Genomic DNA, 24,049 nt, shown 5'->3' on the forward strand with positions numbered 1-24,049 from the left:
TACCGAGAGGCTCAGAAACACGAGCCGATCGATGTGGTTTTTCTGAGCCTCTCGAGGCGCTTGTGAGCCTCTCGACGAGTGTGTGGCTCGGGACTTTCATCTGCGTACCCTTGCGGGTACGTACCCATATTGGTACATTGCTGCTATGGACGCAGTTCTGCAGGCGCTGGCCGACCCGAGTCGCCGCACCGTGTTGGAGATCCTGCGCGATCACGAGGCGACGGCCGGGGAACTGGCCGACGCATTGCCGATCGCGCGGCCAGGCGTCTCTCGGCACCTGCGGGTGCTGAGGAGGCCGGCCTGGTCGACGTTCGTCACGAGGCGCAACGACGGATCTATGCGCTGCGTCCGGAAGCGCTTGTGCCAGTTGATGATTGGCTGGAGGACTACCGAGCCCTCTGGCAGAACCGCCTCGACGCACTGCATACCGAAATCGCCAGAGGGAAGAAGGCCCGCAAGTGAAAACCATTGCCACGACACGAAAGCTCAACGAAACGAGCGGTGCGGTCCGTGTCGAAGACGTCTATGACACCGATATCCACGACTTGTGGGAGGCGTGCACCAAGCCGGAGCGGCTGGCACGCTGGATCGCACAGGTCGAGGGTGACCTGCGACCCGGCGGCGTCATTCACGCGACCTACACGAGCACCGCTTCAGGCGCATCGAAGATCGTGGAGTGCGACCCGCCGCGTCATCTGCTGGTCGCTTCGGTCCCTGAGTCATCGGAGCAGCGGGACGATCTCGATGGCGACAGCGAGACCGAGATCTGGCTCACCGCCGAGGGATCCAAGACGCGGCTGGTGGTCGAGGAACGCGGCCTGCCGGCGGACAAGCTGCATTTCTACTGCGCCGGTTGGCAGTCACATCTGGAAGACCTGGCCACGACGCTCTCCACCGGGAAGCCGGTTCACCCCGGCGGTTGGTCCGACCAGCGTCCGGCGGCCGCGTTCGACACCCGCTTCCAGGAGCTGATCCCGGTCTACGAGAAGGCCGGTGTCTGAGCGATTCAGATTGCGCAGTTCTCGGCCGCCCGGGCAAGCCGCCGAGCGTGGGCGCCGGCCTTGACCGAGTCGAAAGTCAGCAGCACCAACGCAACCCAGACGATGCCGAACCCGATCCAGCGTGCGAAGGGCATGTGCTCGCCGAGCAGCAGCACGCCGCACAGCAGCTGCAGGATCGGGGTGATGAACTGCAACAAGCCGATCGTCACCAGTGGCACCCTGCTGGCCGCGGCCGCGAAGAGCAGCAGCGGCACCGCTGTCACGATTCCCGCAGCGAGCAGGAGCAGGGAGTGACTCGCCCCGTGCCCGCTGAAGGTGGAGTTGCCCGTCATACCGACGACGATCAGGACAACGATCGCGATGGGCGTCAACACGGCGCTCTCGGCGGTCAGGCTCTCGATGGCGGTGAGCGACCCACCGATCCGCTTCTTCATGAAGCCGTAGCTGGCAAACGACAGCGCGAGGACGATCGAGATCCACGGCGGCCGGCCGTAGTCGATGGCCAGGTAGACACAGGCGAGCGCACCGACGCCGACGGCGACCCACTGCAGCAGGCGCAACCGCTCGTGCAGCACGACCACGCCGAGGCCGACCGTGACCAGCGGATTGAGGAAGTAGCCCAGCGCGGCCTCGACGGTGTGTCCGGTGATGACAGCCTGGATGTAGACCGTCCAGTTGACCGCGATGAAGAGTCCGGCGAGCGACGTGGCGACCAGTTGGCGTGGATTGGCGGCCAACCGCCGCAGGAACGACAGGTTGCGAGTGACCGCGAGTGCCACCAGGCAGACGACCAGGGTCCAGACGATGCGGTGCGACAGCACTTCCCATGCGCCCGCTGGCTTGAGTGCGTTGAAGTAGAGCGGGAAGGCGCCCCAGATCACATACGCGGTGAAGCCGTATGCCGCGCCGTTGCCGTCGCTCGCCGAGGGCTCCCGGGCGGAAGTCTTCGTCGAGGTGGCGCGCACGGCTGTCATCCTCTCACTGTCGCGCACGACCATCATGAAGCACCAGCGAAATCTCCTTCACGACCGTGAAGCGTCACTGCAGCGTTGCGCTCCGGCGGGATGGGTGATCCGCCCGGGGCGTCACCGAGTGTGGTTGTGCCGGGTGCGGCATACCGTTGACTCATGACCCGCCGCCTCCTCCTGGTCCTCCTCGCGCTCTGTGCGGCAGTGCTGCTGCCGTGGACGGCCTACCTCGGGCACACGTTGCCCGCCAGCCGTGAGGCCGACGGCTGGCGGGTTGCGTGGGTGGGCTTCGACATCGGCCTGCTGCTCCTGCTCGCGACCGCGCTCTGGCTGGGCCAACATCGGCACCGCATGGCGACGTCGGTGATGACGGCGACCGCCGCACTGCTGGTCTGCGATGCCTGGTTCGACATCGTGCTGGACTGGGGGTCGGACGATGTGTGGGTCAGTTTCGCCTCGGCCGCAATCGTCGAAATCCCTTTGGCTGCAGTCCTTTTGCTCTCCGGCAGGCAACTGCTTTCCGGCGGTATGGCGCGCCATACCATCACTGCGGAGGACGTGCAGCTGCAGCGTCGGCCCAGCACGTCGCAGGTTCTGGACCTGCTCGGTGAGGGGCCGGCGACCGCGGACCGCATCGTGGAGGTGACCGGTCTGCAGCCGTCGCTGGTCGACGAGACGCTGCGCGGCTTGCGGCGCTCGCGACAGGTCCGGCGGGGCAGAGGTGGTCGGTGGATGGCTGTGCCGATCTCGTTGCTGCGTCCGGCGTCGGACTCCCTGGACCCGGCTGACCGGGAGACGATCGAGTCGTTCTACGACAGCAAGCTGCAGCAGGAGTTGGAGCTCTTCGAGTGGGCAGCGGCACAGCGCGCCGTCCTCGCTGACTGGACGAAGGGCAGCCGGTCGCGGATGTTGCTCACCGAACGTGACCTGACCAGGTTCGATCACGAATATCTGGACCTGGTGATGCGCTATGCGCAGTTGCACGCCGAGCCGAACGGGCACACCCGCGAATTCGCGGTGCGCTGGTATGCGTTCCCGACGAGGGAGGACCAGGAACGGGTGGCTGCCGCCGGCGCTACCGACTGACCCTCCTCGTTGTCAGCCTGCGACGTTCCAGGTGTCCTTGCCACGCAGCAGCTCCAGTAGTTCCTCGTCGCCGGCCGGTCCGGCCGGCGACGCTGCCGCGACTTGGGCGCGCACACCGTCGTCATACGTCGGTCGCTGCACGTTGCGGAAGATGCCCATCGGCACGCTCGTCATGTCCGCACCGTCGAGGCGGGAGAGCGCGAATGCAGTGGACGGGTCGTCCGCGGATGTGTCATGGCGCAGCACCTGCGCGGGGTCGGCCGTTGCTTCGCGCGCCAATTCGAGTCCGCCGCTCGCATTGCGTATGACGACCCGGGCCTGGTCGCCCTCGCCGGCTCGCACCGGCTCGCCGTCGGCCAGTCGCAGGATCCGCCCCTCGCCCTGGTCGGCGTCCTTGAGGACATCGAATGCGCCGTCGTTGAAGATCGGGCAATTCTGGTAGATCTCGACCAGGGCCGTCCCGCGGTGCTGTGCTGCGGCACGCAGCACTTCGGTGAGGTGCTTGCGGTCCGAATCCATGGTGCGCGCAACGAAAGTCGCCTCCGCGCCGAGCGCCAGCGACACCGGATTGAAGGGTCGGTCCACCGAACCGAGCGGGGTCGATTTGGTCACCGCGCCGACGTCCGAGGTGGGGAGTACTGCCCCTTGGTCAGCCCGTAGATCTTGTTGTTGAAGAGCAGGATCTTCAGGTTGACGTTGCGGCGCAGGGCATGGATCAGGTGATTGCCGCCGATCGAGAGTGCGTCGCCGTCACCGGTGACGACCCAGACCGACAGATCCGGGCGACTTGTGGCCAGCCCGGTCGCGATCGCCGGCGCACGCCCGTGGATCGAGTGCATGCCATAGGTGTCGAGGTAGTAGGGGAAGCGGCTCGAGCAGCCGATACCCGACACGAAAACGATGTTCTCCCTACGCAATCCGAGCTCCGGCAGGAAGCTCTGCACCGCGCTGAGGATGATGTAGTCACCGCACCCGGGGCACCAGCGGACCTCTTGATCGGAGGTGAAGTCTCGCTTGGTCTGCTTCTCGCCGTCGGCCAGTAGCGGGACGCCGGCGACGCCGGTGGCGCCCGGCATACCGAGATCGATGGTGCTCATGCGTGGTTCCCTTCGCCCAATGCGTCAAGATGTTCGCCGATGACTGCGGCGATTTCCGCTGCGGTGAAAGGCAATCCGCGAACCGCGGTGTGGCTCTGTATGTCGACGAGGTACTTGCCACGCAGCAGCAGGGCGAGCTGGCCGAGGTTCATCTCCGGCAGCACGACCCGCTCGTAGGACCGCAGCACCTCGCCGAGATTGCCCGGCAGTGGCGCCAGGTTCCGCAGGTGCGCCCGTGCGACCTTGGCGCCCGTGGCCCGTGCAAGGCGCGCACCCGCAGCGATCGGTCCGTATGTTGAACCCCAGCCGATGACAAGGAGTTTCGCGTCACCGCTCGGGTCGTCGACTTCGATGTCGGGGACCGCGATGCCGTCGATTTTGGCTTGCCGGGTGCGGACCATGTGGTCGTGGTTGGCGGGGTCGTAGCTGATCTCGCCGGTGCCGTCGGCCTTCTCGATGCCACCGACGCGGTGCTCGAGACCGGCGGTGCCAGGCACAGCCCAGGGACGGGCGAGGGTGTCGGCGTCCCGCAGGTAGGGGTGGAATGCCGGGTTGCCTTTGGCATCAGTGGCGTTCGGCTCTGTCGCGAACTCAACGTCGACCGTGGGCAACTCGTCGATGGTGGCCGGCAGGCGCCACGGCTGGGACCCGTTGGCGAGGTAGCCGTCGCTCAGCAGGATGACCGGGGTGCGGTAGGTGGTCGCGATCTGGACCGCCTCGATGGCGGCGTGGAAGCAGTCGGAGGGTGAGTTGGGTGCGATCACCGCGACGGGCGACTCACCGTTGCGCCCGAACATCGCCTGCAACAGGTCGGCCTGCTCGGTCTTGGTGGGCAGTCCGGTCGACGGGCCACCGCGTTGCACGTCGATGATGATCAGCGGCAGCTCCAAAGAGACTGCCAGGCCGATGGTCTCGGACTTCAGCGCCAGGCCCGGACCGCTGGTGGTCGTTACGCCGATCGATCCGCCGAAGGAAGCTCCGAGCGCCGCGCCGATCGCGGCGATCTCGTCCTCGGCCTGGATGGTGGTGACGCCGAAGTGCTTCAGGCGCGACAGGTTGTGCAGCAGGTCCGAAGCCGGGGTGATCGGGTAGCTGCCGAGCACGAGCGGCAACTTCGCGCGGTGCGCTGCGGCGGTCAATCCGTATGCCGTGGCGACGTTTCCGGTGATGTTGCGGTAGGTGCCGGCTTCCATCGGTGCCGGAGCGACCGCGTACTGGACGGAGAACGCCTCGGTGGTTTCGCCATACGCATGACCGGCGCGGAGTGCGGCGAGGTTGGCTTCCAGGATGTCCGGTTGATCGGCGAACTTCGTTGTCAGGAATGCGCGGGTGCCGTCGAGCGTGCGGGTGTACATCCACGAGAGCAGGCCGAGCGCGAACATGTTCTTCGCGCGCTCCTTGTCCTTGCGGCCGAGGTCGAAGTCGGCGAGTGCCTCGACGGTGATCGAGGTGAGGGGCACCGGATGGACCTGCCAGGCCTCCAGGGAGTCGTCGTCCAGCGGGTTGTCGGTGTAGCCGACCTTGGCAAGATTGCGCTTGCTGAACTCGTCGGTGTTGACGATGATCGTCGAGCCGCGAGGGAGGTCACCGAGGTTGGCCTTGAGCGCCGCAGGGTTCATCGCGACGAGGACGTCGGGAGCGTCGCCGGGCGTCAGCACACTGTGGTCGGCGAAGTGCACCTGGAAGCTCGAGACGCCGGGCAGGGTGCCCTGGGGCGCGCGGATCTCGGCGGGGAAATTGGGCAGCGTGGACAGGTCGTTGCCCAGGACCGCCGAGTCGCTGGTGAAGCGGTCGCCGGTCAACTGCATGCCGTCGCCGGAGTCTCCGGCGAACCGCACGACGACGCTGTTGATCTGTTTCAGGTTGCTCACGAAATCTCCCGCTATCGGCCTCTATGGCCAAATCTACGCGGCCGGCTCCCACTGATTACAGCCGGGTGGAAAGGCATAACTCGAACTTATAGTTCGAGCCTGCTGGAGGTTTCGGCTGTGGCCGGTCGGCCGTCCACGTCAGACTCAGGTCGCGCGGAGTTTGTCAGGGTTGCCGGTCAGCAGGAGCTCCTCGATCCGCCCGTCCTTCACCCGGAGACTGACGAGCCTGGTGAGACCGTCGGGGTGGATCTCCAATGCCGGCTGGCCATTGATGTCCACGACGCGGATCACGTCCGTCTCGCGGGTGATCCCGACCAGGAAGCGGGCGATCTTGGCGGGGCCGTTGATCGGCTTGAGAGCGGAGCTGACTTTGCCGCCTCCGTCGGCCCACAGCACCGCGTCGTGCGCGAGCAGCGTCTCCAACTCACGCAGTGCGCCGTGGCGCGCCGCCTGCAGCAGCGCGTCGAGCAGACGCGTGTGGGTCGAGGGGTCGGCGTCGAAGCGTGCGTCGGCGCCGAGTCGTGCTGTCGCCCGGCGATACAACTGCCGGCACGCGGTCTCGGTGTGGTCGATGACGACGCCGATGTCCCGGAACGAATAGGCGAAACCGGTACGCAACACATAGGTCGCCCGCTCCGGGGGACTGAGTCGCTCCAAGAGCTGAATCGCCGCCAGGGACAACAGGTCTCGGTCGATTGCCGCGTCCTCAGGGAGCAAGTCGGAGGCGACAGGCTCGGCGATCCACGGCCCGATGTAGTCCTCCTGGCGACGCTGTCGTTGCCGCAGCCGGTCGATCGCCAGTCGGGTGACGGTCGTCGTGAGGAACGCGTCCGGACTGCGCACCTCGTCGGCGGCCGCCATCCGCAGCCACGCCTCTTGGGCGACGTCCTCGGCGTCCTGCCAGGAACCCAGCATCCGGTAGGCATGGGCGAGCATCCGACCGCGTGCCGCAGCCCAGGCCGCCGCACGATCGGTGGTCCGGGCTCCGCAGTCGGCGGGCGTCACCGCTTCGGTGGCTGCATTCGGGTCGGTATGGCGACACGGTTCCACACATTGATGGTCGCAATCGCGACCAGCAGGTTGGCGACTTCGGCTTCACTGAACTCGTCGGTGACGTTGTCCCAGACCTCGTCGGTCACGCCCTCCTCACCGAGCCGGGTGACCTGGTCGACGAGTGCGAGGGCCGCGCGCTCCTTGTCGGTGTAGCAACCGACCTCGCGCCAGGCCATCAGTTCGAAGAGCCGTTGCGGGGTTTCGCCGGCCTTCATGGCGTCGTGGCTGTGCATGTCGACGCAGAACCCGCACCCGTTGATCATCGACGCGCGCAACTTCACCAGCTCGTACAGCGTGGGGTCGACGTTGGCGGCGGCATACTGCTCGAGCGCGATGACCTTCTCGTAGGCCTCCGGCACGACGTTCGCGATCTTCATCCGCGGTTCCATGGGTGTTCCTCTCTAACGAGATGCTCTGTCAAAGGTATGACGAACGACGATCACCGAAACGTGACAGCACGAAAACGACCCGCTCAGAGCGTGCGCGCGGCGCCGATCTCGGTTGCGGTGCGTCGGTAGCCCAGCCAGTCGTTGACGGTCAGCATGGCGCCGTTCCGGTCGTCGTTCGAGGTGTATGCCGTCGCGACACCCGCGTCGGCCGCGCGATGCAGCGCGGCAGACTTCACCAGCTTCGACAACCCGCGTCCGCGGTGCTGCGGGACCGTCCCGCTGAACGCCGACCACAGTCGGTCGCCGTCGGTCTCGGCGAGGGTGAACGACACGACCTCCTCGCCGGCGAGTGCGGCGAAGCTGAGCCGCTTGTCGATCGCCGGGTCGTTCCAGAAGTCCTTGATCCAGTCGTCGTAGTCGATCGAGTCCGTCGGTGTGTCGGTGGGTTCATCGACGGACGCGAGCATCTCGGCGGTGTACGCGGCGCGCGGGTCCAGTTCGTCATACGAGCGCAGGGTGATGCCGTTCGGCGTCTCCGGTTGCTTCGGCAACTCCGTCAGCGGGACACCCGAGAAGTGCATCCGGCGGATCTCGTCATACCCGCGCGTGGCGGCGAAGCCGAAGCTGTCCTGCTGGATGAAGGACTGGGTTCGCTGCGCGCCGGCGTCGGCGAGGTGCTGGTGGAGGCGCTCGGAGAGCTCGCTGCCGATGCCCGCCTGTCGATGATCCGGATGCACGAAGATCGCCGCCTTGCCCTGTCCGGGCGTGCTGGTCCAGATGTTCAGGCCGGCGTTGCCCCAGCCGACGACGTTGCCGTGCTGCTCGGCGACGAGTGAGAGGAACCGCTCACGGCGCCGTTCGGCAGTGATCGCGTGTCGCACCATCCCCGCCGACATGACCTTGTAGGGAAAAACCAGCCGCCGGACAGCTGCCACGGCCTCGGCGTCCTCGGGTCGAGCCGGTCGGATGGCAAAGCCAGTCGTCATACGAGGGACGCTAGTCAAGGCATTTGAGCTCCGCTACGCATTATCGTTCGAACATGACGGTTGGACACGTTCTCGTGGGCTCCGGCCCCGTCCGGGTGATTGCGCTGCACGGCTGGTTCGGCTCGGCCGAAGGCTGGGGCGATCTGCCACAACACCTCGACCGGGAGCGCTACACGGTCGCGTTCCTGGACTATCGCGGTTACGGCAGTCGTAAGGACGAGACCGGCGACTACACGCTCGCTGAGATCAGCGCGGATGCCCGGGCGCTCGCAGACGAATTGGGCTGGGAGCGTTACGCATTGATCGGCCACTCGATGGGCGGGACGGCGATGATGCGCACCTTCGCCGACGCTCCCGAGCGGGTGACGGCCCTCGTGGGCGTGTCACCGGTCCCGCCGACCGGTCTGCCGTTCGACGACGAGTCGTGGGCATTGTTCGACGGCGCGGCAGACAAGGACGAGAACCGCGCCACGATCATCGGAATCACCACCGGCGACGTCCACCCGCAGGAGTGGGTGCAGCAGATGGTGCGCTTCTCGGTGGCCAACTCCCGGCGAGATGCCTTCGGCGCCTACCTGCCGTCGTGGGGCAAGACCGACTTCTCCGCCGAGGTGCCAGCGGTCGGCGTCCCGCTGCGGGTCATCGCCGGCGCTCGCGATGCGGCCCTCGGCCCGCAGACCTGCGAGGCGACCTGGCTGCAGCTCTTCCCCGGTGCGGAGCTGAACGTGATCGACGACGCCGGTCACTACCCGATGTATGAGTCGCCGGTTGACTTCATGTCCCACCTCAACCGCACGCTCGACGCACTGGTCTGAGCCGGATGGCGAATCCGACTGCCGCGCTGCATGATCCGGACACGTACACCCATGGAGTTCCGTTCGAGCTGATCGAGCAGTTGAGGGCGAGCGGCCCGGTGCACTGGGTTGACGAGCCGGCACTGCCCGGGCTACCGGAAGGCTCCGGCTACCACTTGGTGATCGACCACGCGCCGGTCACGGAAGTCGTGCGTGACCCGGCGACGTACTCCTCGGCGCTCGGCGGCACGCAGATCCGCGACCCTGCAACGCCACGCGACCTGGACTACGTGCGCCGGATGATGCTCAACATGGACCCGCCGGAGCACACTCGGCTGCGCAAGCTGATCGCGGCGTCGTTCACGCCGCGTGCGGTGCGCGCGCTGGAGGAGCGAATTTCCGGGCATGCCAAGGGAATTGTCGATCGAATGCTCGACGGGCCACGGGAGTGCGACTTCGCGAAGGATGTCGCGGCCGACCTGCCGCTGCTCACGCTCGCGGACATTCTGGGTGTGCCGGCGCAGGATCGCGGGTTGATGTTCGACTGGTCCAACCGGGTGATCGGCTTCCTGGACGCCGACTATGCCAGCTCAGCGAGTTTCGATGCAGGGCAAGGGACTTCACTGGCACGCGAAGCCGTCGCGCTGCGTCCTTCGCCCGATGCCGACGGTCGGATGCCGGACCCCCGCGGTCGTGACGGTATGCCGGACCTCTACCGCTACGCGCACCTGCTCGGCGATGCCAAGCGGGCCGATCCGGGAGACGACGTGATGTCGATCCTGCTCGCGCAGCGGACCGACGACGGTGGCGAGCTTTCGGTCGAAGAGTTCGAGAACATGTTCTGGCTGTTCGCCGTCGCGGGCAACGAGACGCTGCGCAACGGTCTGCCCGGAGCGATGATCGCGTTGCTTTCGAACCCGGAAGCGATGGCCGCGCTGCGCAACGACCCATCGCTCATCCCGGGCGCAGTCGACGAGTTGCTGCGCTGGTGGACGCCGGTGATGACCTTCCGCCGCACCGCGACCTGTGACACGTCACTGGCCGGGACCTCTGTTCGGGCGGGGGACAAGGTGGTCGTGTCCTATCTCGGCGCCAACCGCGACCCGGCCGTGTTCGAGCGTCCGGACGAGCTGCTCATCGGTCGAAAGCCCAACAACCACAGAGTTTTCGGACACGGCCCGCATGTCTGCGTCGGGGCACACTTTGCTCGCGTGCAGATGGCGCATCTCTTTCGTGAAGTGCTGGGGCGCACGCGCGCCATACAACTCGGCGGCGAGCCGGCGTTGCTGCGCTCGAACTTCCAGCGCGGCGTCAAGCGGCTGCCGATCCGCTGGGCTGCGTGATCTCGTGCTCATCTGGATCAACGGGGCGTTCGGGTCGGGCAAGACACAGACCGCTCACGAGCTACAACGTCGCGTGGAGACCGCACACGTGGCAGACCCCGAGCTGCTCGGTTATGCGCTGCACAAGATGCTTCCGGCATACGAACGCAACGACTTCCAGGACATCCCGCAGTGGCGGTCTGGTGTCGGTGATGTCTTGCAGCAGGCGGAGGGTGCGGCTCGTGGGCCGGTCATCGTGCCGATGACGATCGTGCGTGACGACTACTTTGACGAGATAGTTGGTGGCCTGCGCGAGCGCGGTGTCGACATACGGCACTACACACTGTCTGCGACACCCGAGGCGCTCCGAAAGCGTTTGAGGTCAAGACTTTCCACCCTACGAGGCCACGAAGACACTTGGGCCTTGAGCAACATCGATCGTTGTGTCTCAGCGCTGAACGAAGCACGCTACGCGACCCACGTGCCGACCGACGACCTGACGATCGACGAGGTCGTCGAGTGGATCGCCGAGGACGCCGGGCTGCCGTTGGTGACCGAGCGGATGCGACCGGCGCGCTATCAGCTGCGTCGCCTCGGCGTCGGCATACGGCACATTCGGCTCTGATGCCGGCCGGGATGGATCAACACGCCGTCTCTCGCACTCCTTGATGACATGGAAGACAATCTGGAGATGACCGCCGAGGTGACGACCTACCGTTACTTGCGGTCCTGCCTGCTGGCACTGCTCTTGGCACTGACTGTCTCGGTCGGTATCGAGACGGTCCGCGGCGGTTGGCAGACGTCGATCAGCGCCTACTACTACACGCCTGCGGGGCCGGTGTTCGTTGCGGTGTTGGCGAGCGTCGGGGCGTGTCTTGTCGCGCTGCGCGGCTACACCGATGCGGAGAACGTCTGCCTCAAACTCGCAGGGGTCAGCGCCCCGATGGTGGCGTTCGTGCCGACACCGGAGAGTGGGCGGTCGCCGGACGTCGTCGCGATCACCAACAACGCCGCGACCTTCCTGACCGTGCTGGGCATCGGCTACCTCGTCGTGTTGGGGTTTGCCGTTCGGCGAGTGCGCCGGCACGAGCGCGTGACCGCCTGGAGTGTGATCGGCCTGGCGTCGGTCGCACTCGCGTGGGTTGTCGGGGTGGTGTGGCTGGCGGTGGATCGCACCACGTTCGCCGGCCACGCGCATGCGCTGGCGGCGTTGTTCACCTTCTTGCCGTTCGCCGGGGTCGTGGCGCTCAACACCGACTGGGGTGTGCGGGTGATCGCTCGGAAAACGGCCGTGAGCCGGACCCGCTTCGACAAGGCCTACTGGGTGGTGCTCATCGGAATGGGTTGCGCCGCGGTCGGGTTCGCGATCTTTCGGACGTCGTGGGACTACGCGATGCTGGGGCTGGAGATCGCGCTCTTGGGTCTCTTCGCAGCCTTCTGGATCCTGCAGACGATCGATCTGATGGATCCGCGCCGGGATGCCGCGACTAGTCTGCCGGGCCGGCCAGCGCCCGATGTTCGACCTTGAGACAACGGTCCATCACGACCGTGAGACCGGCCGAAGTGGCTACGGTTGCTAGGTTCTCGTCATACAGGCCGAGCTGGAACCACAGCACTCGTGCGCGCGCGGCGATGGCTTCGTCGGTGATGCCGGGCAACTCGCTGGCGCGGCGGAACACGTCGACGATGTCCGGCGCGGACGGCAGGTCGGCAAGACTCGGATAGACGGTCCGGCCGAACAGCGTGGTCAGATTCGGGTTCACCAGCCACACCTCGTAATCGGTGTGCTCGATGAGGTATGCCGCCACTCCATGGCTCGGCCGCGCCGGGTTGTCCGAGACACCGACCACCGCGATGGTCCGTGCGGTTTGCAACACCTCACGAGTCTCTGCGGTGGTCGGTGGTCTCCAACGTTCGGTCATGACCTCACGCTAGGTCCGGTCAGCCCGCATGCGGCAGCTGGGTGCCGTCGGTCGAGGCATCCTCGAACGCGAGCTCAAGGATCTCCGCAACGTCACTCACCGGTCGTATGTCGAGCGCGGCCTTCACCTCGTCCGGCACGTCGTCCAGGTCGGGTTCGTTCCGCTGTGGAATGAAAACCGTTGTCAAACCGGCACGTTGGGCAGCCAGCAGCTTCTGCTTGACGCCTCCGATCGGTAGGACGCGACCGTTCAGGGTCACCTCTCCCGTCATACCGACGTCGCTGCGGACCGGGCGACCCGTGGCCAACGAGGCGAGCGCCGTCACCATGGTGACTCCGGCGGACGGTCCGTCCTTCGGTGTTGCGCCGGCCGGGACGTGCAGGTGGATCGATCCGGCGAGCGTCGATACGTCGACGCCGTGCTCGGTCCCGTGCGCGCGCAGGTAGGACAGCGCGATCTGAGCGGACTCCTTCATGACGTCGCCGAGCTGTCCGGTGAGGGTCAGGTGCGGCTCGGACTCGGATTCCATGTCAGCAGAGGCGGATTGCAGCTTCACAGTTGCCGGCTTGGCTGCTTCGATGAAGAGCACGTCACCACCCATGCCGGTCACTGCCAGTCCGGTGGCGACACCGGGCACTGCCGTGCGTTCCGCTGACTCGGGAGTGAAGCGCGGCCGGCCGAGGTAGTCCTTGAGGTCATCGACGGTCACCTGCACGGGCGCCTCGGCCTTGTCGGTCGCCAAATTGGTGGCCACCTTGCGGAGGATCTTGCCGAGCATCCGCTCCATCTGCCGGACTCCGGCTTCGCGGGTGTAATTGCCTGCCATCTCACGCAATGCGGCGTCGTCGATGGTCACGTCGTCCGCCGTGAGAGCAGCGCGCTCCAGCTGCCGGGGGAGCAGGTGCGTGGACGCGATGGCGACCTTGTCGTCCTCGGTGTAACCGTCGAGCGCGACGAGCTCCATGCGGTCCAGCAGCGCGCTCGGGATCGTCTCGAGGGTGTTGGCCGTGGCGATGAAGACCACGTCGGACAGGTCGAGGTCGAGCTCGAGGTAGTGGTCGCGGAACGTGTGGTTCTGTGCCGGGTCGAGCACCTCGAGCAGCGCTGCCGCCGGGTCACCGCGGAAGTCGGAGCCGACCTTGTCGATCTCGTCGAGCAGCACGACCGGGTTCATCGAGCCGGCTTCCTTGATGGCGCGGACGATTCGGCCGGGCAGAGCACCGACATACGTCCGCCGGTGGCCACGGATCTCGGCCTCGTCGCGCACACCACCGAGGGCGACGCGCACGAACTTGCGATCGAGAGCACGCGCCACGCTCTCACCGAGGGACGTCTTGCCGACGCCGGGTGGGCCGACGAGAGCGAGCACCGCGCCTGAGCCACGTCCGCCGACGACCTCCATGCCGCGTTCCGCGCGGCGGCCGCGCACGGCGAGGTATTCGACGATGCGGTCCTTGACGTCGTCCAAGCCGTGGTGGTCGGCATCGAGCACTTCACGCGCGGCAGTGATGTCCGTGCGGTCGGATGTCTTGTCGTTCCAGGGCAGTTCGAGGACGGTGTCGAGCCAGGTGCGGATCCAGCCGCCCTCCGGGCTCTGCTCGCTGGAACGCTCCAGCTTGCCGACCTCGCGCAGCGCGGCCTCGCGGACTGGGTCGGGCAGGTCGGCCGCCTCGACGCGCGACCGGTAGTCGTCAGCGCCTTCGGGCTCGTTCTCGCCGAGCTCCTTGCGGATGGCGTCGAGTTGCTGACGCAGCAGGAACTCGCGCTGGCTCTTGTCCATGCCGTCGCGCACGTCATGGGCGATCTTGTCCGAAACCTCTTGCTCCGCAAGGTGATCGCCGGTCCACTTGATGAGGGTCTCGAGTCGCTTGTCGACGTCGGTCTCCTCGAGCAGCTGGACGCGCTGCTGCGGGGAGAGGAATGACGCCCACCCGGCGAGGTCGGACAAGGCGTGCGGGTCGGTGGTCGACTCGACGTGATCGATGACCTGCCACGCGTTGCGGCGCTTGAGGGTCGCGACCACCAGCCGCTTGTAGTCGGTAGCGAGTTCCTGGGTGCGCTCGGTCGGCGCGCCGGGTTCGACCAGCTCCGCCTCCACCCAGAGGGCGGCGCCGGGTCCGGTCACACCGCGGCCGATACGAGCGCGGTCGGTGGCGCGCAGGACGGCGGCGGGCTCGCCGTTCGGCATACGCCCGACCTGCTCGATGGTGACGACCGCGCCGACCGTCGGGTATTTGTCGTCGATGCGCGGTGCGAGCAGCAACTGCTCACCGTCGGCCGCGCGAGCAGCGTCGACTGCGGCACGTGCCTCGTCGTCGAGCTCGATGGGCAGGGTCATGCCGGGCAGTGCCACCTGGTCGTGCAGGAACAGCACCGGCAGCTGGGTTGATCGGGTCATCGCTCTCCTTGTGAGGCGTATGGCGACACGAACGGGTTCGTCGGCCGGTGCCGGTGGACGGGTCGTGTCGCTGCGAAAGTTGAGTCTTATCCGCTCAAGGCTGCGCGCGGCGGTTTTGTTCCCGGCGGTGCGAGCGATCGGAATGTCAAGGGTGCTTGACAGGTCCAGGAGCTGCGTCATACCGTGCAGAGATGACAAGGAATCTTGACTTGGACGAGGAAACGCCGGTCGAGCTGAGACGCCGGCGCAGCGTCCGAGTGCGGATCTGGGCCGGGCTCGCGTGCTACCTGCTGACCAGTCTCGCGCTCGACCAATGGGGGCATTCGGCCGGTTCGTGGCGTGTTGCGTGGGCTGCCTTGCCGCTCTTCTTCCTCGCCTGGGTGGTGGGCGTCGTCGCGATGCGGATGCGGCAGCTGGACGAGTACCAGATCAAGCTGGCCTTTCCGGGGCTGGCAGTCGGCTTCGCCGCGACGGTTTTCGCCGCCTTCGCGGTCGGCACCCTGGACGCCGCCGGACTTTCAGTTTCCGGGGGCTGGCCGGTCGCCATCGTCGGGCTGCTCGCATGGGCGGTCACCACCCGCCTCGTCAAGGCACCGACCGCCTGATGGAGAACCGGATTCGTTCCGAGCGTGAGGCGCGCAGTTGGACCCAGGTGGTCCTTGCCGCGCACCTGGAGGTATCCCGCCAGACTGTCGTGGCGCTCGAAACGGGAAAGTACGACCCGTCTCTCCCGCTGGCATTCCGCATCGCGAAGGTGTTCGACAAGCCGATCGAGGGGATCTTCTTTCCGGAAGGTCGATCGCTGGTTGTCAAGGATGCGGCGATCGATTGATGTGGCTGAACGTGGGTGTGCGGTCGTCATCGGTTGGATCGTTGGCGTCCGGTCAGCCCAGCCCGAAGAATGGCCGACACGGGTCAAAACCGCTGACAGTGCTGGTGGTTCGGCGTTGCGCCACCCAGTCGGGCCGGTCCATGGCCAGGTGCTGCAGTGCGACGACTTCACCTCCGGTGTCGTGCGGTTCGACCGCGGTGTCTCGATAGCCGAGGTGCCGGCTCACCCCGAGGGAAGCCTCGTTGGTGACTAATGCGGACGTGATCGCCTGCTCGGCGCCGAGTTGCTCGAATGCGAACGCAAGCATCAGCTCGCGTGCCTGTATGCCGAATCCGTTGCCACGGAACGTTTTTGCGATCCAGGATGCGCTGTCGACGGTGCGCTTCTGTGGGAAGTCGGTGCCTTCGAGAGTCTGTATGCCGAGAGGCTCGTCGTCTCGCCATACACCGAAGTCGACGGCCCAGTCGTCGACCGACCAGCATCCGCGATGCCGCCAGATGCTCTGGACCAGCCGGCGCTCACGATCGGTCGCAGGCGGCACTCCGGGCAGCGGTGGATAGGCCGGGTCGAGGTCGAAGTCGGTGGGAAAGATCGCCACGAAGCCTGCGAGGTCGACGTCGCGCACCGGGCGAAGTGTGATGCCCGACGCGCTGAGCATGAGGTCGTCGAACGGCCACCGCATTGTCATGACGTCAGCTTCGCAGAAGGTGCGATGTCGGTCATCCAGGCGCCTGACTGATCGGGTCCTCCGCGGACGACTCCGCTGCACGTGTCACATTCTTCGGTCGCCATACGTCTCCTGTTGCGAACGAACCGATCAACTTCAAGGAGCACCCGATGGAACCCCGTATGACGAACCCCGCCTACCTGCTCGATCCGGCCGGTATCAAGGGAATTCAAGCGTTGGCCGCGTCCGTCCGCGGACAGGGGGTGCCGGACACGACGCTGGAACTCGTCCACCTGCGGGTCAGCCAGATCAATGGCTGCTCGTGGTGCTTGCAGTACGGCATGGAGAACGCGAAGAAGGCGGGCGAGAGCGACGAACGACTGATCTCGATCGCCGGCTGGCGCGATGCGCCGTACTTCACCGACGACGAGCGCGCGGCGCTGCTGCTCGCCGAGCACGTGACGCGGATCGCGGACAGCCTCGACCCCGTCCCGGACACCGTCTGGGGCGAGGTCGCTGACCGGTACGACGAGCAGGCTCTCGCCGCGCTCGTCGCCTGGATCGCGACAACCAACCTCTTCAACCGGATCAACGTCACCACCCGCCAGACCGCCGGCACGCGCTGATCGCCAGGCGGGGCCGGCCCGTGGCAGGCTTGCGCCATGACGGCCTGGGTCCTGCACGTCGACATGGATCAATTCCTTGCTGCCGTCGAGATCCAGCGTCACCCCGAGCTCGCGGGCAAGCCGGTCGTCGTCGGGGGCCGCGGCGATCCGACCGAGCGGGCCGTCGTCTCGACCGCGTCCTACGAGGCGCGCGAATTCGGCATCCGCTCGGGTATGGCGCTCAAGATCGCCGTACGCCGCTGTCCCGAGGCGATCTTCCTTCCGGTGGACTTCCCTGTCTACGAAGCGGTTTCAGCGAAAGTCATGCAAGCGCTGCGCGACTTCCCGGGCGCCGTTGTCGAGTTGCTGGGCTGGGACGAAGCCTTCGTCGGCATCGACAGCGAGGACCCGATGGAGACCGCCCACGCCGTGCGTCGCGCCGTCTTCGACGCGACCGGCCTGCATTGCAGCGTCGGTGTGGGCGACACCAAGATGCGCGCCAAGGTCGCCACCGACCTCGGCAAGCCACGCGGCGTCTTCAGGCTGACCCGCGACAACTGGCTGGAGGTGATGGGTGATCGGCCGGTGAAGGCGTTGTGGGGTATCGGCAGTCAGACGTCGAAACGACTCGAGTCACACGGCATCCGCACCGTGAACGATCTCGCCGCCACCGCAGACGACGTCCTTGCCGCGGAGTTCGGGCCCAACACCGGTCCGCACATCGGTCGCCTCGGCCGGGGCGCGGGTAGCGCGGTGGTCGACGACACGCCATGGATCGCGCGCGCCCACGGGCACGAAACCACCTATCAGCAGGACCTCACGACTCCCGACGCGATCCGGGCGGCGCTGGGTGATCTGGCGGCCTTGGTCGAGAAGGACTTGCGGCAGGAGCAACGCCCCTGTCAGCGGGTCCACCTGAAGATCCGCTTCGCGCCGTTCTTCACGTTCACCCGGGTCCGCAAGCTCCCGGAGCCGACATACGATCCGGCAGTGATCGTGGACACGGCGTTCGCGCTCTACACCAAGCTCGCCGACGATCGACCGGTCCGATTGCTCGGGATACGTGGCGAGATGGTCCCGCCCGAGGGTGGGTATGACGCACCCCGCACCCACGGGCGTCGTGGCAATCCGTGACCTCTCGGTGAGGAGAGTCGGACTTCAATAAAGCCGCAGCGCCGGCGAGGGGCGAATAAGATCTCCGCACCGATTCCGATGGTCCGATCTGCCGGCGTGTCATCGCCCACTTGCCAACTCATCACCTCACGTTGTGCGGGAGTCGCCATGCCCGTTGATCCGAGTTCCGTCCGAACGAGTCGACCGTGTCGCAACGACGCGGCGCCCCGACACCTGACTCGTCGGCGCGTTGCGTTCGTGGGCTGTTGTTGCGCCGCAGCTCTCGCGTTGTCCGGGTGTGGCGGCGGAGGGACGACCGGCAGCGGAACGTCCACGTCACCGATCGCCGCCACGCGCACGAGCACCGCTTCGTCCACCACGAGCTCCCCACTGGTCGCGTCGACGACGTCCATCTCCCGACCGCCGCGGAGCACGTCGACCGCGGCTCGCTCGTCAGTGACCAGTGCGACTCCCACCTCGACGAGCTCGTCGGTCTCGACCGCGTCGGCGGCACGCGTCCCGTCCCTGTCTCGCAGCATCTGTGCATTGGTGCTTCCTCGCGCGGCGTCGAGCAACGTGGTGTGCAAGGCGACGAACATCAAACGTTCGCAGGTCGATTCGGCGTGGGTCCGCGCCACCGTCGCCCTCTATCTCCCGAGCGGTCAGCCGGCGAGCGATGTCGACGAGGTCATCGTCAACCTCGACAATCGCACGGTGGTCGGACCGACGAACGTGACCTTCTGCGGAGACAGAGATGTCCCACAGCCGATCGACGGTTATGCGGCGGTCCCGGTGTCGGTGGTGCGGAGTCTCGGCCTGCAGCCGTGTGCGGTGCAGGCCAGCCCCACCGCGCCGACATCGTCGCTCACCTCGACGCGACAACCACCGACGTCGACAGGGTCGATGGTTGGTTCGTGGGGTGGTCACGAGACGGGGTTGACCATCGACGCGCACGGCAACGGCACGCTGAGCTACCCCGACCTCACGCGCTGCCCGTCGTGCTCCATGGGCAACGCGCCACGCGGCAGTATGGCGTTCAAGCTCACCGCGATGACCGCAACCAGCGGCACTGGCTCGGTGACGGCAACGTCCGACGCCAAGAACTACGCCGTCGGACAGTCGGTCGTCGTCACACTGGCGCCCGCGTCACCGGGCAAGTTCCTGCAACTTCGGGTCGGCGGCTCGGCGAGCATCATCCTGTGCAACGCGGCCGCCGCCGGGCAATGTGGTGCTTGACGTCGGAACTCGCGAGCAGCAGAACAGCGTCCCTTCTACCGTTGAGGCCATGACACAGACCGAACGCGCAGCCGCCTTCCACGACCTCCACGACGACCTCCTCGTGCTCCCCAACTGTTGGGACGCGGCCTCCGCGGCGGTGATCCAGCACGCCGGGGCCAAGGCTCTCGCGACCTCCAGTGCGGCAGTTGCCTGGTCACTGGGTGCCCAGGACGGCAACATGCTCGACCGTGGGCTGATGCTCGAGCACCTGCAGCGCATCTGTGCGGTTGCGAAGGTGCCGGTGTCGTGCGACGTGGAAGGCGGATTCGGTGACAGCGCAGCGGATCTCGCCGAGACGACGCGTTTGGTGATCGAGGCCGGAGCGGTCGGCGTCAATCTCGAGGACGCGTTCGACGGCGCGCTGCGGCCCGCCGACGAGGCAGCCGATCGGGTGCGGGTGGTCCGTGAAGCGGCAGAGGCAGCAGGCGTGAACCTCTACCTCAACGCCCGCACCGACGGCTACCTGCTCGGCGCCGCCGACTTCGACGACGCCGTGGCACGTGCGGCGGCATACCTCGACGCGGGCGCCAGCGGCATCTTCGTGCCGGGAGTGACCGACCTCGACGAGGTGACGCGATTGACCGATGCGATCGACGCACCGGTGAACATCCTGACCGGTCCCGGCGCTCCGGCCATCCCTGCACTGAAGAAGGCCGGAGCGTGGCGGGTGTCGGCCGGGTCGTCACTTGCCGGCGCGATCTTCGGACACGTCGAGCGGGCGACCCGCGAACTTCTCGAGGTCGGCACGTATGACGAGCTGGCCGGGCCACGCAGTTGGGGCGAGATGAACAGCCTGTTCGGCTGATGTCAGCGCCGCAGGTCGATCCGGGTCTCCGTCTGCGGCCAGCCGACCTCGGCGAACGCTCGTGCCATCGGAAGGTTCGCGTTGTCGGTGTCGGCGATCAGCACGGTGGCTCGTTCGGCGAGCAACCGGCGGGTCTGCCAGGCGAGCAGCTGACGTCCGTAGCCGTGACCGCGATGCTCCAGCGTTGTGCCCACGAACAACACGAAGGCACGCCCAGTCGGCAACACGCGCCCGGACACCATGCCGACGACTGCACCGGAAGCGTTGCGTGCCAAGTGAATGCACTCGACCGGGTCTGCCTCCAACAGATCTGCGAGGGACTGCTCGCAGGCAGCTTCGAAACCGAGTCGGGTGATGCGATCGGCGTCGTGGGCGTCCAGTGTCTCGCGCATGACCTCCCGGTGACACGCGGCGAGGGCAGGATCACCGGGGTCGGTCACCCCGGTGAACGACAGCTCCGTCGTCGGACCGTCACCGAGGCCCGCCGGCGGTTCGAATTCGTAGTGTCGGCGCTCCACGAACAAGCGCCAGCCGGCGCCGGTGAGCGCGTCGGCGAGCAACCGCAGCGCTGGGGCGTCGTAGGTCGTCCCTGGCGGCGCGTAGATGCACGCTTCCTCTGCGCCGGCTGCGAGGACGGCCGAGGTGGCGCGGGCGGTGAGTGAGAGCGCCACCTGCGGGTCGTCGGGCAGCCCGAAGATGTCGAGCACGTAGGCCTGATCGGACGGTTGGTCCGCGCCGAGTGCGGCCAGCACGCCCAGTTGCCTGTCGGTGTCGTCCCGAACGGCCCATACCCATTCGGGGCGGCGGCGGCCGGTGCCGAACGCGTCGAGCAGATGGAGCTCGGTACGGAGACGACGTTGCGTCGGTGAATCGAACGGCGTGGGTGACGACGCCAAGAGATCGATCGCCTCCACGTCGGTGGTGGGCGAGTAGAAATGCAGAGTCGTTGGGATTGCCATGGAGTTCCTCGAGTTCAGGAACCGGCCTGCTTCCGGAGGCCGGCCGGTGGAGTGGTCATCGCCGCCTCCTTTCTCTCGTCGGGGATTCCACTCTAGGAAGCGGCGCAGGGCCGCAGCAACGGATATATATCAGCGGCGCAGCGCCCTGCGCGCCAACGCGTTACCACCGAACTGCGCGAGCTGCACCAGCACGATGATCACCGCCACTGCAACCCAGGTGACTGCCCAGTCGAACCGGTGGTAGCCGTAGGTGATCGCGAAGTCGCCGAGTCCGCCGCCACCGACAGCTCCGGCGATCGCCGTCATGTCGACGACTGCGACGAAGATGAACGTGTAGCCGAGGATCAGCGGACCCAGCGCCTCGGGCACCAGCACGCTCCGGACGATCTGCGCCGGTCCCGCGCCCATCGATTCGGCAGCCTCGATGACACCGGGATCCACTGACACCAAAGACTGTTCGACGATGCGAGACACTCCAAACGTTGCCGCGATGACGAGCGGGAAGAGCACCGCCTTGGTGCCGATCGTCGATCCCATCGCACGCAGGGTCAGCGGAGCGACCGCGGTCACGAAGATGATGAACGGGATCGGGCGAACGATGTTCACCAGCACGTTCAGCACAGCGTTGACCGCGCGGTTCTCCATCAGTCCGCCGCCGCGCGTCGTGAAGAGCGCGACGCCGAGGATCAGTCCGAGGATCCCGCCGATCAGGATCGTCACGACCGCCATCAGCAGCGTCTGCCAGATCGCGGTCTGGAACGTCGGCCACAAGGTCGACCAGTCTGTGGTCATCGCTTCGTCCCCTCCACGATGCCCGCGGCGTTCAACGCCTCGACCGTCGCGCGCACTCCGGCGTCCGGTCCGCGCAACGCGAGCGTGAACGACCCGAGAGACTCGTGTTTGAGGTCAGTGATCCCGCCATACACGATCTCGAAGTCGACCCCGTGGTCACGCGCTGCGGCGCTGAGGACCGACCCAAAGGCGCGCTCGTCGCTCACCGCGACGGTGACGAGCGTGTCGTCATACGTGTCCCGAAGTTGTTGCAAACGGCCAGCATCCGGCCGATTGCCAACCGTCGCGGCGACGAAGCGCTGCGTGGTCTCGGCTTGCGGAGCGCCGAGTATGTCGCGGACGGCGCCCACCTCGACGACCCGTCCGGCGTCCAGCACCGCAACGCGGTCGGCGATCGTTCGCACCACATCCATCTCGTGGGTGATCACCACGATGGTGATCCCGAGCTCCTCGTTGACCCGCCGCAGCAGGGCGAGCACGTCGCGGGTCGTCTCGGGGTCCAACGCCGACGTCGACTCGTCGGCGAGCAGCAGGTCCGGCTCGCTGGCCAGAGCCCGGGCGATGCCGACGCGCTGCTTCTGGCCACCCGACAATTCCTCCGGGTAGGCCCATGCCTTGTCCAGCAGGCCGACGAACGACAACAACTCGGCCACCCGGTCCTCCTGCTCGGCGCGGCTCAAACCCGCGAGTTGCAGCGGGTAGGCGACGTTCCCGAAGACGGTCCGGGATCGCATCAGGTTGAACTGCTGGAAGATCATCCCGATGCGACGTCGTATGGCGCGCAACGGTTTTCCGCTCAGGCTGGTGATGTCGACCCCGTCCACGGTGACCGTGCCCGAGCTGACTCTCTCCAGTCCGTTGATCAACCGCACGAGGGTGCTCTTGCCCGCACCGGAGTAGCCGATCACCGCGAAGATCTCGCCGCGGCGGATGTCCAGGTCGACGTCCGACAGCGCTCGGTGCTGGTCGTCGCCCTTACCGAAGACCTTGCTGACGGCGTCCAGTCGGACCAATGCATCCGCCGAGTTCGACTCAGGCTCAACGGTCTGTCCCAGTGTCGCTGTCATTTCGAGGCCACCGTCTTCTCCAGACCGGTCAGCAGCTTGCGCAGGGCAGCAGCCGGCTTGCGCACCAGGACACTGGTGTTCTTGGACTCGGCGACGACGAGCTTCGAGACGCGCGGGTCCTGGTAGAGCTTGACCAACTCGGCATACGTCGGGTTGTCCTTGTCCTGCTCCCGGGCGACGATCACGTTGATGTAGGGCTGCGCGGTCGCCGACTTCGGGTCGTCGGAGTAGAGCGCCGACGTCGGGTCGAGCTTCCCGTCCAGCGCGAAGTTGTTGTTGATCACCGCGCCGTCGACGGACGACAGTGACGTCACAGTCTGCGACGCGTCGACCGGGGTCACCTGGACCTTCGATGCGCCCTTGTCGACGTCCGCCGGTGTCGACAGGATATTTCCGCCGCCCTTGAGCTTCAGCAGCCCGGCCTTCTGCAGCACCAGCAGCGCCCGGGCCTGGTTGGTCGCATCGTTCGGGATGGCGATCTTCGCCCCGGCCGGGATCGACGACACCGACTTGTGCTTGCGGGAGTAGAGGCTGAGTGGCACGACATACGTCGATCCGACCGGGGTCAGCGTCTCGTGGGACTGGTCGTTGTATGTCGCGAGGAAGACCAGGTGCTGGAAGAGGTTGAGGTCCAGTTGTCCTTGTGCCAAAGCGGGATTCGCCTGGGTGTAGTCGGAGAAGTTGACGGTTTGCACCTTGATGCCGCGATCGCGGGCAAGCTTCTTGAAGACCGTCCAGTAGTCCTGATCCGCGTCGGTGACGCCGATCTTCACCGTGGTCAGTTTCGTGCCGGAGGTTGAATTGTCGGACGACGAGCGACCGGCTGCGAATCCGCCCCCGCCGCCGACCACCAGGCCGACGACGGCCGCGCCGATCCAGCTGCGTCGGGTGTGGGTGCGACGCGGCGGCAGAGTCGGTCGGTCCGGCAGGGACGGGACGTTGGACGGATCGGGGATGTTCTTGTCAGGCATGAGGTCCTCAGGGTCGCTGGTATGACGAATGCGCCCGGCCGTGCTCGAACTCGTCCGCACGCGATCGGCGAGC

The 24,049-nt window shown here is 66.6% G+C and carries 25 protein-coding genes and 1 pseudogene; 13 read left to right on the forward strand and 13 right to left on the reverse strand.

Going from position 1 to position 24,049, the window contains the following annotated elements; all coding sequences use genetic code 11:
* Positions 1 to 145: 145 nt before the first annotated feature.
* Complete coding sequence (locus tag ACFQDH_RS08245; protein WP_382400228.1) at positions 146 to 529, forward strand: ArsR/SmtB family transcription factor; 384 nt, start codon at positions 146 to 148, stop codon at positions 527 to 529.
* Positions 459 to 1,001 (forward strand): SRPBCC domain-containing protein, encoded by a 543-nt coding sequence (locus tag ACFQDH_RS08250; protein WP_382400230.1) that lies wholly within the window; start codon positions 459 to 461, stop codon positions 999 to 1,001. Before ACFQDH_RS08245 ends, ACFQDH_RS08250 begins: the two co-directional genes overlap by 71 nt.
* Before the next feature lie 5 nt (positions 1,002 to 1,006).
* Here ACFQDH_RS08250 and rarD read toward each other — a convergent pair whose 3' ends face one another.
* Positions 1,007 to 1,975: an EamA family transporter RarD gene (gene rarD / locus ACFQDH_RS08255; RefSeq protein ID WP_382400232.1), complete on the reverse strand. Its 969-nt coding sequence runs from the start codon at positions 1,973 to 1,975 to the stop codon at positions 1,007 to 1,009.
* Between the two features lie 153 nt (positions 1,976 to 2,128).
* Between rarD and ACFQDH_RS08260 the strand changes: the two genes are divergently transcribed.
* Entirely contained in the window at positions 2,129 to 3,055 is a 927-nt protein-coding gene (locus ACFQDH_RS08260) for a hypothetical protein (RefSeq protein ID WP_382400234.1), read from the forward strand.
* 12 nt (positions 3,056 to 3,067) lie between these two features.
* Here ACFQDH_RS08260 and ACFQDH_RS08265 read toward each other — a convergent pair.
* The 5 genes and pseudogenes from ACFQDH_RS08265 to ACFQDH_RS08285 form a co-directional block, all read right to left on the reverse strand.
* A pseudogene (locus ACFQDH_RS08265) lies at positions 3,068 to 4,152 on the reverse strand (2-oxoacid:ferredoxin oxidoreductase subunit beta).
* A complete protein-coding gene (locus ACFQDH_RS08270; protein WP_382400235.1) occupies positions 4,149 to 6,023 on the reverse strand; it encodes a 2-oxoacid:acceptor oxidoreductase subunit alpha in 1,875 nt (624 codons plus the stop codon). Before ACFQDH_RS08270 ends, ACFQDH_RS08265 begins: the two are co-directional and overlap by 4 nt.
* A gap of 144 nt (positions 6,024 to 6,167) precedes the next feature.
* Positions 6,168 to 7,073, reverse strand: a complete 906-nt coding sequence (locus ACFQDH_RS08275) for a sigma-70 family RNA polymerase sigma factor (RefSeq protein WP_382400236.1) — start codon at positions 7,071 to 7,073, stop codon at positions 6,168 to 6,170.
* The gene (locus ACFQDH_RS08280) at positions 7,025 to 7,453 is read right to left on the reverse strand and encodes a carboxymuconolactone decarboxylase family protein (RefSeq protein ID WP_382400237.1); all 429 of its coding nucleotides are present in this window, start codon (positions 7,451 to 7,453) and stop codon (positions 7,025 to 7,027) included. The genes ACFQDH_RS08275 and ACFQDH_RS08280 overlap by 49 nt, the downstream gene beginning before the upstream one ends.
* A 95-nt stretch (positions 7,454 to 7,548) precedes the next feature.
* The gene (locus tag ACFQDH_RS08285) at positions 7,549 to 8,451 is read right to left on the reverse strand and encodes a GNAT family N-acetyltransferase (RefSeq protein ID WP_382400238.1); all 903 of its coding nucleotides are present in this window, start codon (positions 8,449 to 8,451) and stop codon (positions 7,549 to 7,551) included.
* A 53-nt stretch (positions 8,452 to 8,504) separates the two neighbouring features.
* On the opposite strand from ACFQDH_RS08285, the gene ACFQDH_RS08290 reads away from it, so the two are divergent.
* From ACFQDH_RS08290 to ACFQDH_RS08305, 4 genes are read left to right on the forward strand one after another with little or no spacing between them, the layout of a single operon-like run.
* Positions 8,505 to 9,266, forward strand: coding sequence for an alpha/beta fold hydrolase (locus tag ACFQDH_RS08290; protein ID WP_382400240.1), 762 nt, complete (start codon positions 8,505 to 8,507; stop codon positions 9,264 to 9,266).
* Between the two features lie 5 nt (positions 9,267 to 9,271).
* Positions 9,272 to 10,588, forward strand: a complete 1,317-nt coding sequence (locus ACFQDH_RS08295; RefSeq protein ID WP_382400242.1) for a cytochrome P450 — start codon at positions 9,272 to 9,274, stop codon at positions 10,586 to 10,588.
* A 4-nt stretch (positions 10,589 to 10,592) separates the two neighbouring features.
* The gene (locus ACFQDH_RS08300) at positions 10,593 to 11,192 is read left to right on the forward strand and encodes an AAA family ATPase (RefSeq protein WP_382400244.1); all 600 of its coding nucleotides are present in this window, start codon (positions 10,593 to 10,595) and stop codon (positions 11,190 to 11,192) included.
* Positions 11,193 to 11,240: 48 nt separating this feature from the next.
* Complete coding sequence (locus ACFQDH_RS08305; protein WP_382400246.1) at positions 11,241 to 12,095, forward strand: hypothetical protein; 855 nt, start codon at positions 11,241 to 11,243, stop codon at positions 12,093 to 12,095.
* Here the strand turns inward: ACFQDH_RS08305 and ACFQDH_RS08310 are convergent.
* Together ACFQDH_RS08310 and lon are read right to left on the reverse strand one after the other, a co-directional pair.
* The gene (locus ACFQDH_RS08310) at positions 12,055 to 12,489 is read right to left on the reverse strand and encodes a CoA-binding protein (RefSeq protein WP_382400248.1); all 435 of its coding nucleotides are present in this window, start codon (positions 12,487 to 12,489) and stop codon (positions 12,055 to 12,057) included. The genes ACFQDH_RS08305 and ACFQDH_RS08310 overlap by 41 nt on opposite strands.
* A gap of 19 nt (positions 12,490 to 12,508) precedes the next feature.
* Entirely contained in the window at positions 12,509 to 14,887 is a 2,379-nt protein-coding gene (lon, locus tag ACFQDH_RS08315) for an endopeptidase La (RefSeq protein ID WP_382400250.1), read from the reverse strand.
* Between the two features lie 191 nt (positions 14,888 to 15,078).
* Between lon and ACFQDH_RS08320 the strand changes: the two genes are divergently transcribed.
* On the forward strand, positions 15,079 to 15,492 hold the full coding sequence (locus ACFQDH_RS08320) for a hypothetical protein (protein ID WP_382400252.1): 414 nt from the start codon (positions 15,079 to 15,081) through the stop codon (positions 15,490 to 15,492).
* Positions 15,492 to 15,719, forward strand: coding sequence for a helix-turn-helix transcriptional regulator (locus tag ACFQDH_RS08325; RefSeq protein WP_382400254.1), 228 nt, complete (start codon positions 15,492 to 15,494; stop codon positions 15,717 to 15,719). The genes ACFQDH_RS08320 and ACFQDH_RS08325 overlap by 1 nt, the downstream gene beginning before the upstream one ends.
* A 52-nt stretch (positions 15,720 to 15,771) precedes the next feature.
* Here the strand turns inward: ACFQDH_RS08325 and ACFQDH_RS08330 are convergent, their stop codons facing one another.
* The gene (locus ACFQDH_RS08330) at positions 15,772 to 16,407 is read right to left on the reverse strand and encodes a GNAT family N-acetyltransferase (protein WP_382400256.1); all 636 of its coding nucleotides are present in this window, start codon (positions 16,405 to 16,407) and stop codon (positions 15,772 to 15,774) included.
* A gap of 161 nt (positions 16,408 to 16,568) precedes the next feature.
* On the opposite strand from ACFQDH_RS08330, the gene ACFQDH_RS08335 reads away from it, so the two are divergent.
* From ACFQDH_RS08335 to ACFQDH_RS08350, 4 genes are all read left to right on the forward strand, one after another.
* Positions 16,569 to 17,012 carry a carboxymuconolactone decarboxylase family protein gene (locus tag ACFQDH_RS08335; protein ID WP_382400258.1) on the forward strand — a complete coding sequence of 148 codons (444 nt, stop codon included), beginning with the start codon at positions 16,569 to 16,571 and terminating at the stop codon, positions 17,010 to 17,012.
* A 36-nt stretch (positions 17,013 to 17,048) separates the two neighbouring features.
* Entirely contained in the window at positions 17,049 to 18,125 is a 1,077-nt protein-coding gene (locus tag ACFQDH_RS08340) for a DNA polymerase IV (protein ID WP_382400260.1), read from the forward strand.
* Between the two features lie 525 nt (positions 18,126 to 18,650).
* Entirely contained in the window at positions 18,651 to 19,340 is a 690-nt protein-coding gene (locus ACFQDH_RS08345; RefSeq protein WP_382400262.1) for a hypothetical protein, read from the forward strand.
* Between the two features lie 49 nt (positions 19,341 to 19,389).
* Positions 19,390 to 20,187, forward strand: coding sequence for an isocitrate lyase/PEP mutase family protein (locus ACFQDH_RS08350; RefSeq protein ID WP_382400264.1), 798 nt, complete (start codon positions 19,390 to 19,392; stop codon positions 20,185 to 20,187).
* 2 nt (positions 20,188 to 20,189) lie between these two features.
* On the opposite strand, the gene ACFQDH_RS08355 is transcribed toward ACFQDH_RS08350, so the two are convergent.
* The 4 genes from ACFQDH_RS08355 to ACFQDH_RS08370 all read right to left on the reverse strand — a co-directional run bounded on the left by ACFQDH_RS08355 (position 20,190) and on the right by ACFQDH_RS08370 (position 23,976).
* Positions 20,190 to 21,146 carry a GNAT family N-acetyltransferase gene (locus ACFQDH_RS08355; protein WP_382400266.1) on the reverse strand — a complete coding sequence of 319 codons (957 nt, stop codon included), beginning with the start codon at positions 21,144 to 21,146 and terminating at the stop codon, positions 20,190 to 20,192.
* Between the two features lie 129 nt (positions 21,147 to 21,275).
* Complete coding sequence (locus ACFQDH_RS08360; protein WP_382400268.1) at positions 21,276 to 21,938, reverse strand: methionine ABC transporter permease; 663 nt, start codon at positions 21,936 to 21,938, stop codon at positions 21,276 to 21,278.
* Positions 21,935 to 23,005 carry a methionine ABC transporter ATP-binding protein gene (locus tag ACFQDH_RS08365; RefSeq protein WP_382400270.1) on the reverse strand — a complete coding sequence of 357 codons (1,071 nt, stop codon included), beginning with the start codon at positions 23,003 to 23,005 and terminating at the stop codon, positions 21,935 to 21,937. Before ACFQDH_RS08365 ends, ACFQDH_RS08360 begins: the two co-directional genes overlap by 4 nt.
* Positions 23,002 to 23,976, reverse strand: coding sequence for a MetQ/NlpA family ABC transporter substrate-binding protein (locus ACFQDH_RS08370; RefSeq protein ID WP_382400272.1), 975 nt, complete (start codon positions 23,974 to 23,976; stop codon positions 23,002 to 23,004). The genes ACFQDH_RS08365 and ACFQDH_RS08370 overlap by 4 nt, the downstream gene beginning before the upstream one ends.
* Positions 23,977 to 24,049 lie beyond the last annotated feature (73 nt).

The sequence above is a fragment of the Flexivirga alba genome, from assembly GCF_042661025.1.
GTDB classification, from domain to species: Bacteria; Actinomycetota; Actinomycetes; order Actinomycetales; family Dermatophilaceae; genus Flexivirga; species Flexivirga alba.

Excerpts from the sequence above, each read along its gene's own strand:
- ACFQDH_RS08280 (WP_382400237.1), bottom strand. The coding sequence starts at position 7,453 with ATGAAGATCGCGAACGTCGTGCCGGAGGCCTACGAGAAGGTCATCGCG.
- ACFQDH_RS08365 (WP_382400270.1), bottom strand. The coding sequence starts at position 23,005 with ATGACAGCGACACTGGGACAGACCGTTGAGCCTGAGTCGAACTCGGCG.
- ACFQDH_RS08360 (WP_382400268.1), bottom strand. The coding sequence starts at position 21,938 with ATGACCACAGACTGGTCGACCTTGTGGCCGACGTTCCAGACCGCGATC.
- ACFQDH_RS08245 (WP_382400228.1), top strand. The coding sequence starts at position 146 with ATGGACGCAGTTCTGCAGGCGCTGGCCGACCCGAGTCGCCGCACCGTG.
- ACFQDH_RS08310 (WP_382400248.1), bottom strand. The coding sequence starts at position 12,489 with ATGACCGAACGTTGGAGACCACCGACCACCGCAGAGACTCGTGAGGTG.
- lon (WP_382400250.1), bottom strand. The coding sequence starts at position 14,887 with ATGACCCGATCAACCCAGCTGCCGGTGCTGTTCCTGCACGACCAGGTG.
- ACFQDH_RS08320 (WP_382400252.1), top strand. The coding sequence starts at position 15,079 with ATGACAAGGAATCTTGACTTGGACGAGGAAACGCCGGTCGAGCTGAGA.
- ACFQDH_RS08335 (WP_382400258.1), top strand. The coding sequence starts at position 16,569 with ATGACGAACCCCGCCTACCTGCTCGATCCGGCCGGTATCAAGGGAATT.
- ACFQDH_RS08330 (WP_382400256.1), bottom strand. The coding sequence starts at position 16,407 with ATGACAATGCGGTGGCCGTTCGACGACCTCATGCTCAGCGCGTCGGGC.
- rarD (WP_382400232.1), bottom strand. The coding sequence starts at position 1,975 with ATGACAGCCGTGCGCGCCACCTCGACGAAGACTTCCGCCCGGGAGCCC.
- ACFQDH_RS08340 (WP_382400260.1), top strand. The coding sequence starts at position 17,049 with ATGACGGCCTGGGTCCTGCACGTCGACATGGATCAATTCCTTGCTGCC.
- ACFQDH_RS08305 (WP_382400246.1), top strand. The coding sequence starts at position 11,241 with ATGGAAGACAATCTGGAGATGACCGCCGAGGTGACGACCTACCGTTAC.
- ACFQDH_RS08260 (WP_382400234.1), top strand. The coding sequence starts at position 2,129 with ATGACCCGCCGCCTCCTCCTGGTCCTCCTCGCGCTCTGTGCGGCAGTG.
- ACFQDH_RS08350 (WP_382400264.1), top strand. The coding sequence starts at position 19,390 with ATGACACAGACCGAACGCGCAGCCGCCTTCCACGACCTCCACGACGAC.
- ACFQDH_RS08355 (WP_382400266.1), bottom strand. The coding sequence starts at position 21,146 with ATGGCAATCCCAACGACTCTGCATTTCTACTCGCCCACCACCGACGTG.
- ACFQDH_RS08295 (WP_382400242.1), top strand. The coding sequence starts at position 9,272 with ATGGCGAATCCGACTGCCGCGCTGCATGATCCGGACACGTACACCCAT.
- ACFQDH_RS08290 (WP_382400240.1), top strand. The coding sequence starts at position 8,505 with ATGACGGTTGGACACGTTCTCGTGGGCTCCGGCCCCGTCCGGGTGATT.
- ACFQDH_RS08370 (WP_382400272.1), bottom strand. The coding sequence starts at position 23,976 with ATGCCTGACAAGAACATCCCCGATCCGTCCAACGTCCCGTCCCTGCCG.
- ACFQDH_RS08325 (WP_382400254.1), top strand. The coding sequence starts at position 15,492 with ATGGAGAACCGGATTCGTTCCGAGCGTGAGGCGCGCAGTTGGACCCAG.
- ACFQDH_RS08285 (WP_382400238.1), bottom strand. The coding sequence starts at position 8,451 with ATGACGACTGGCTTTGCCATCCGACCGGCTCGACCCGAGGACGCCGAG.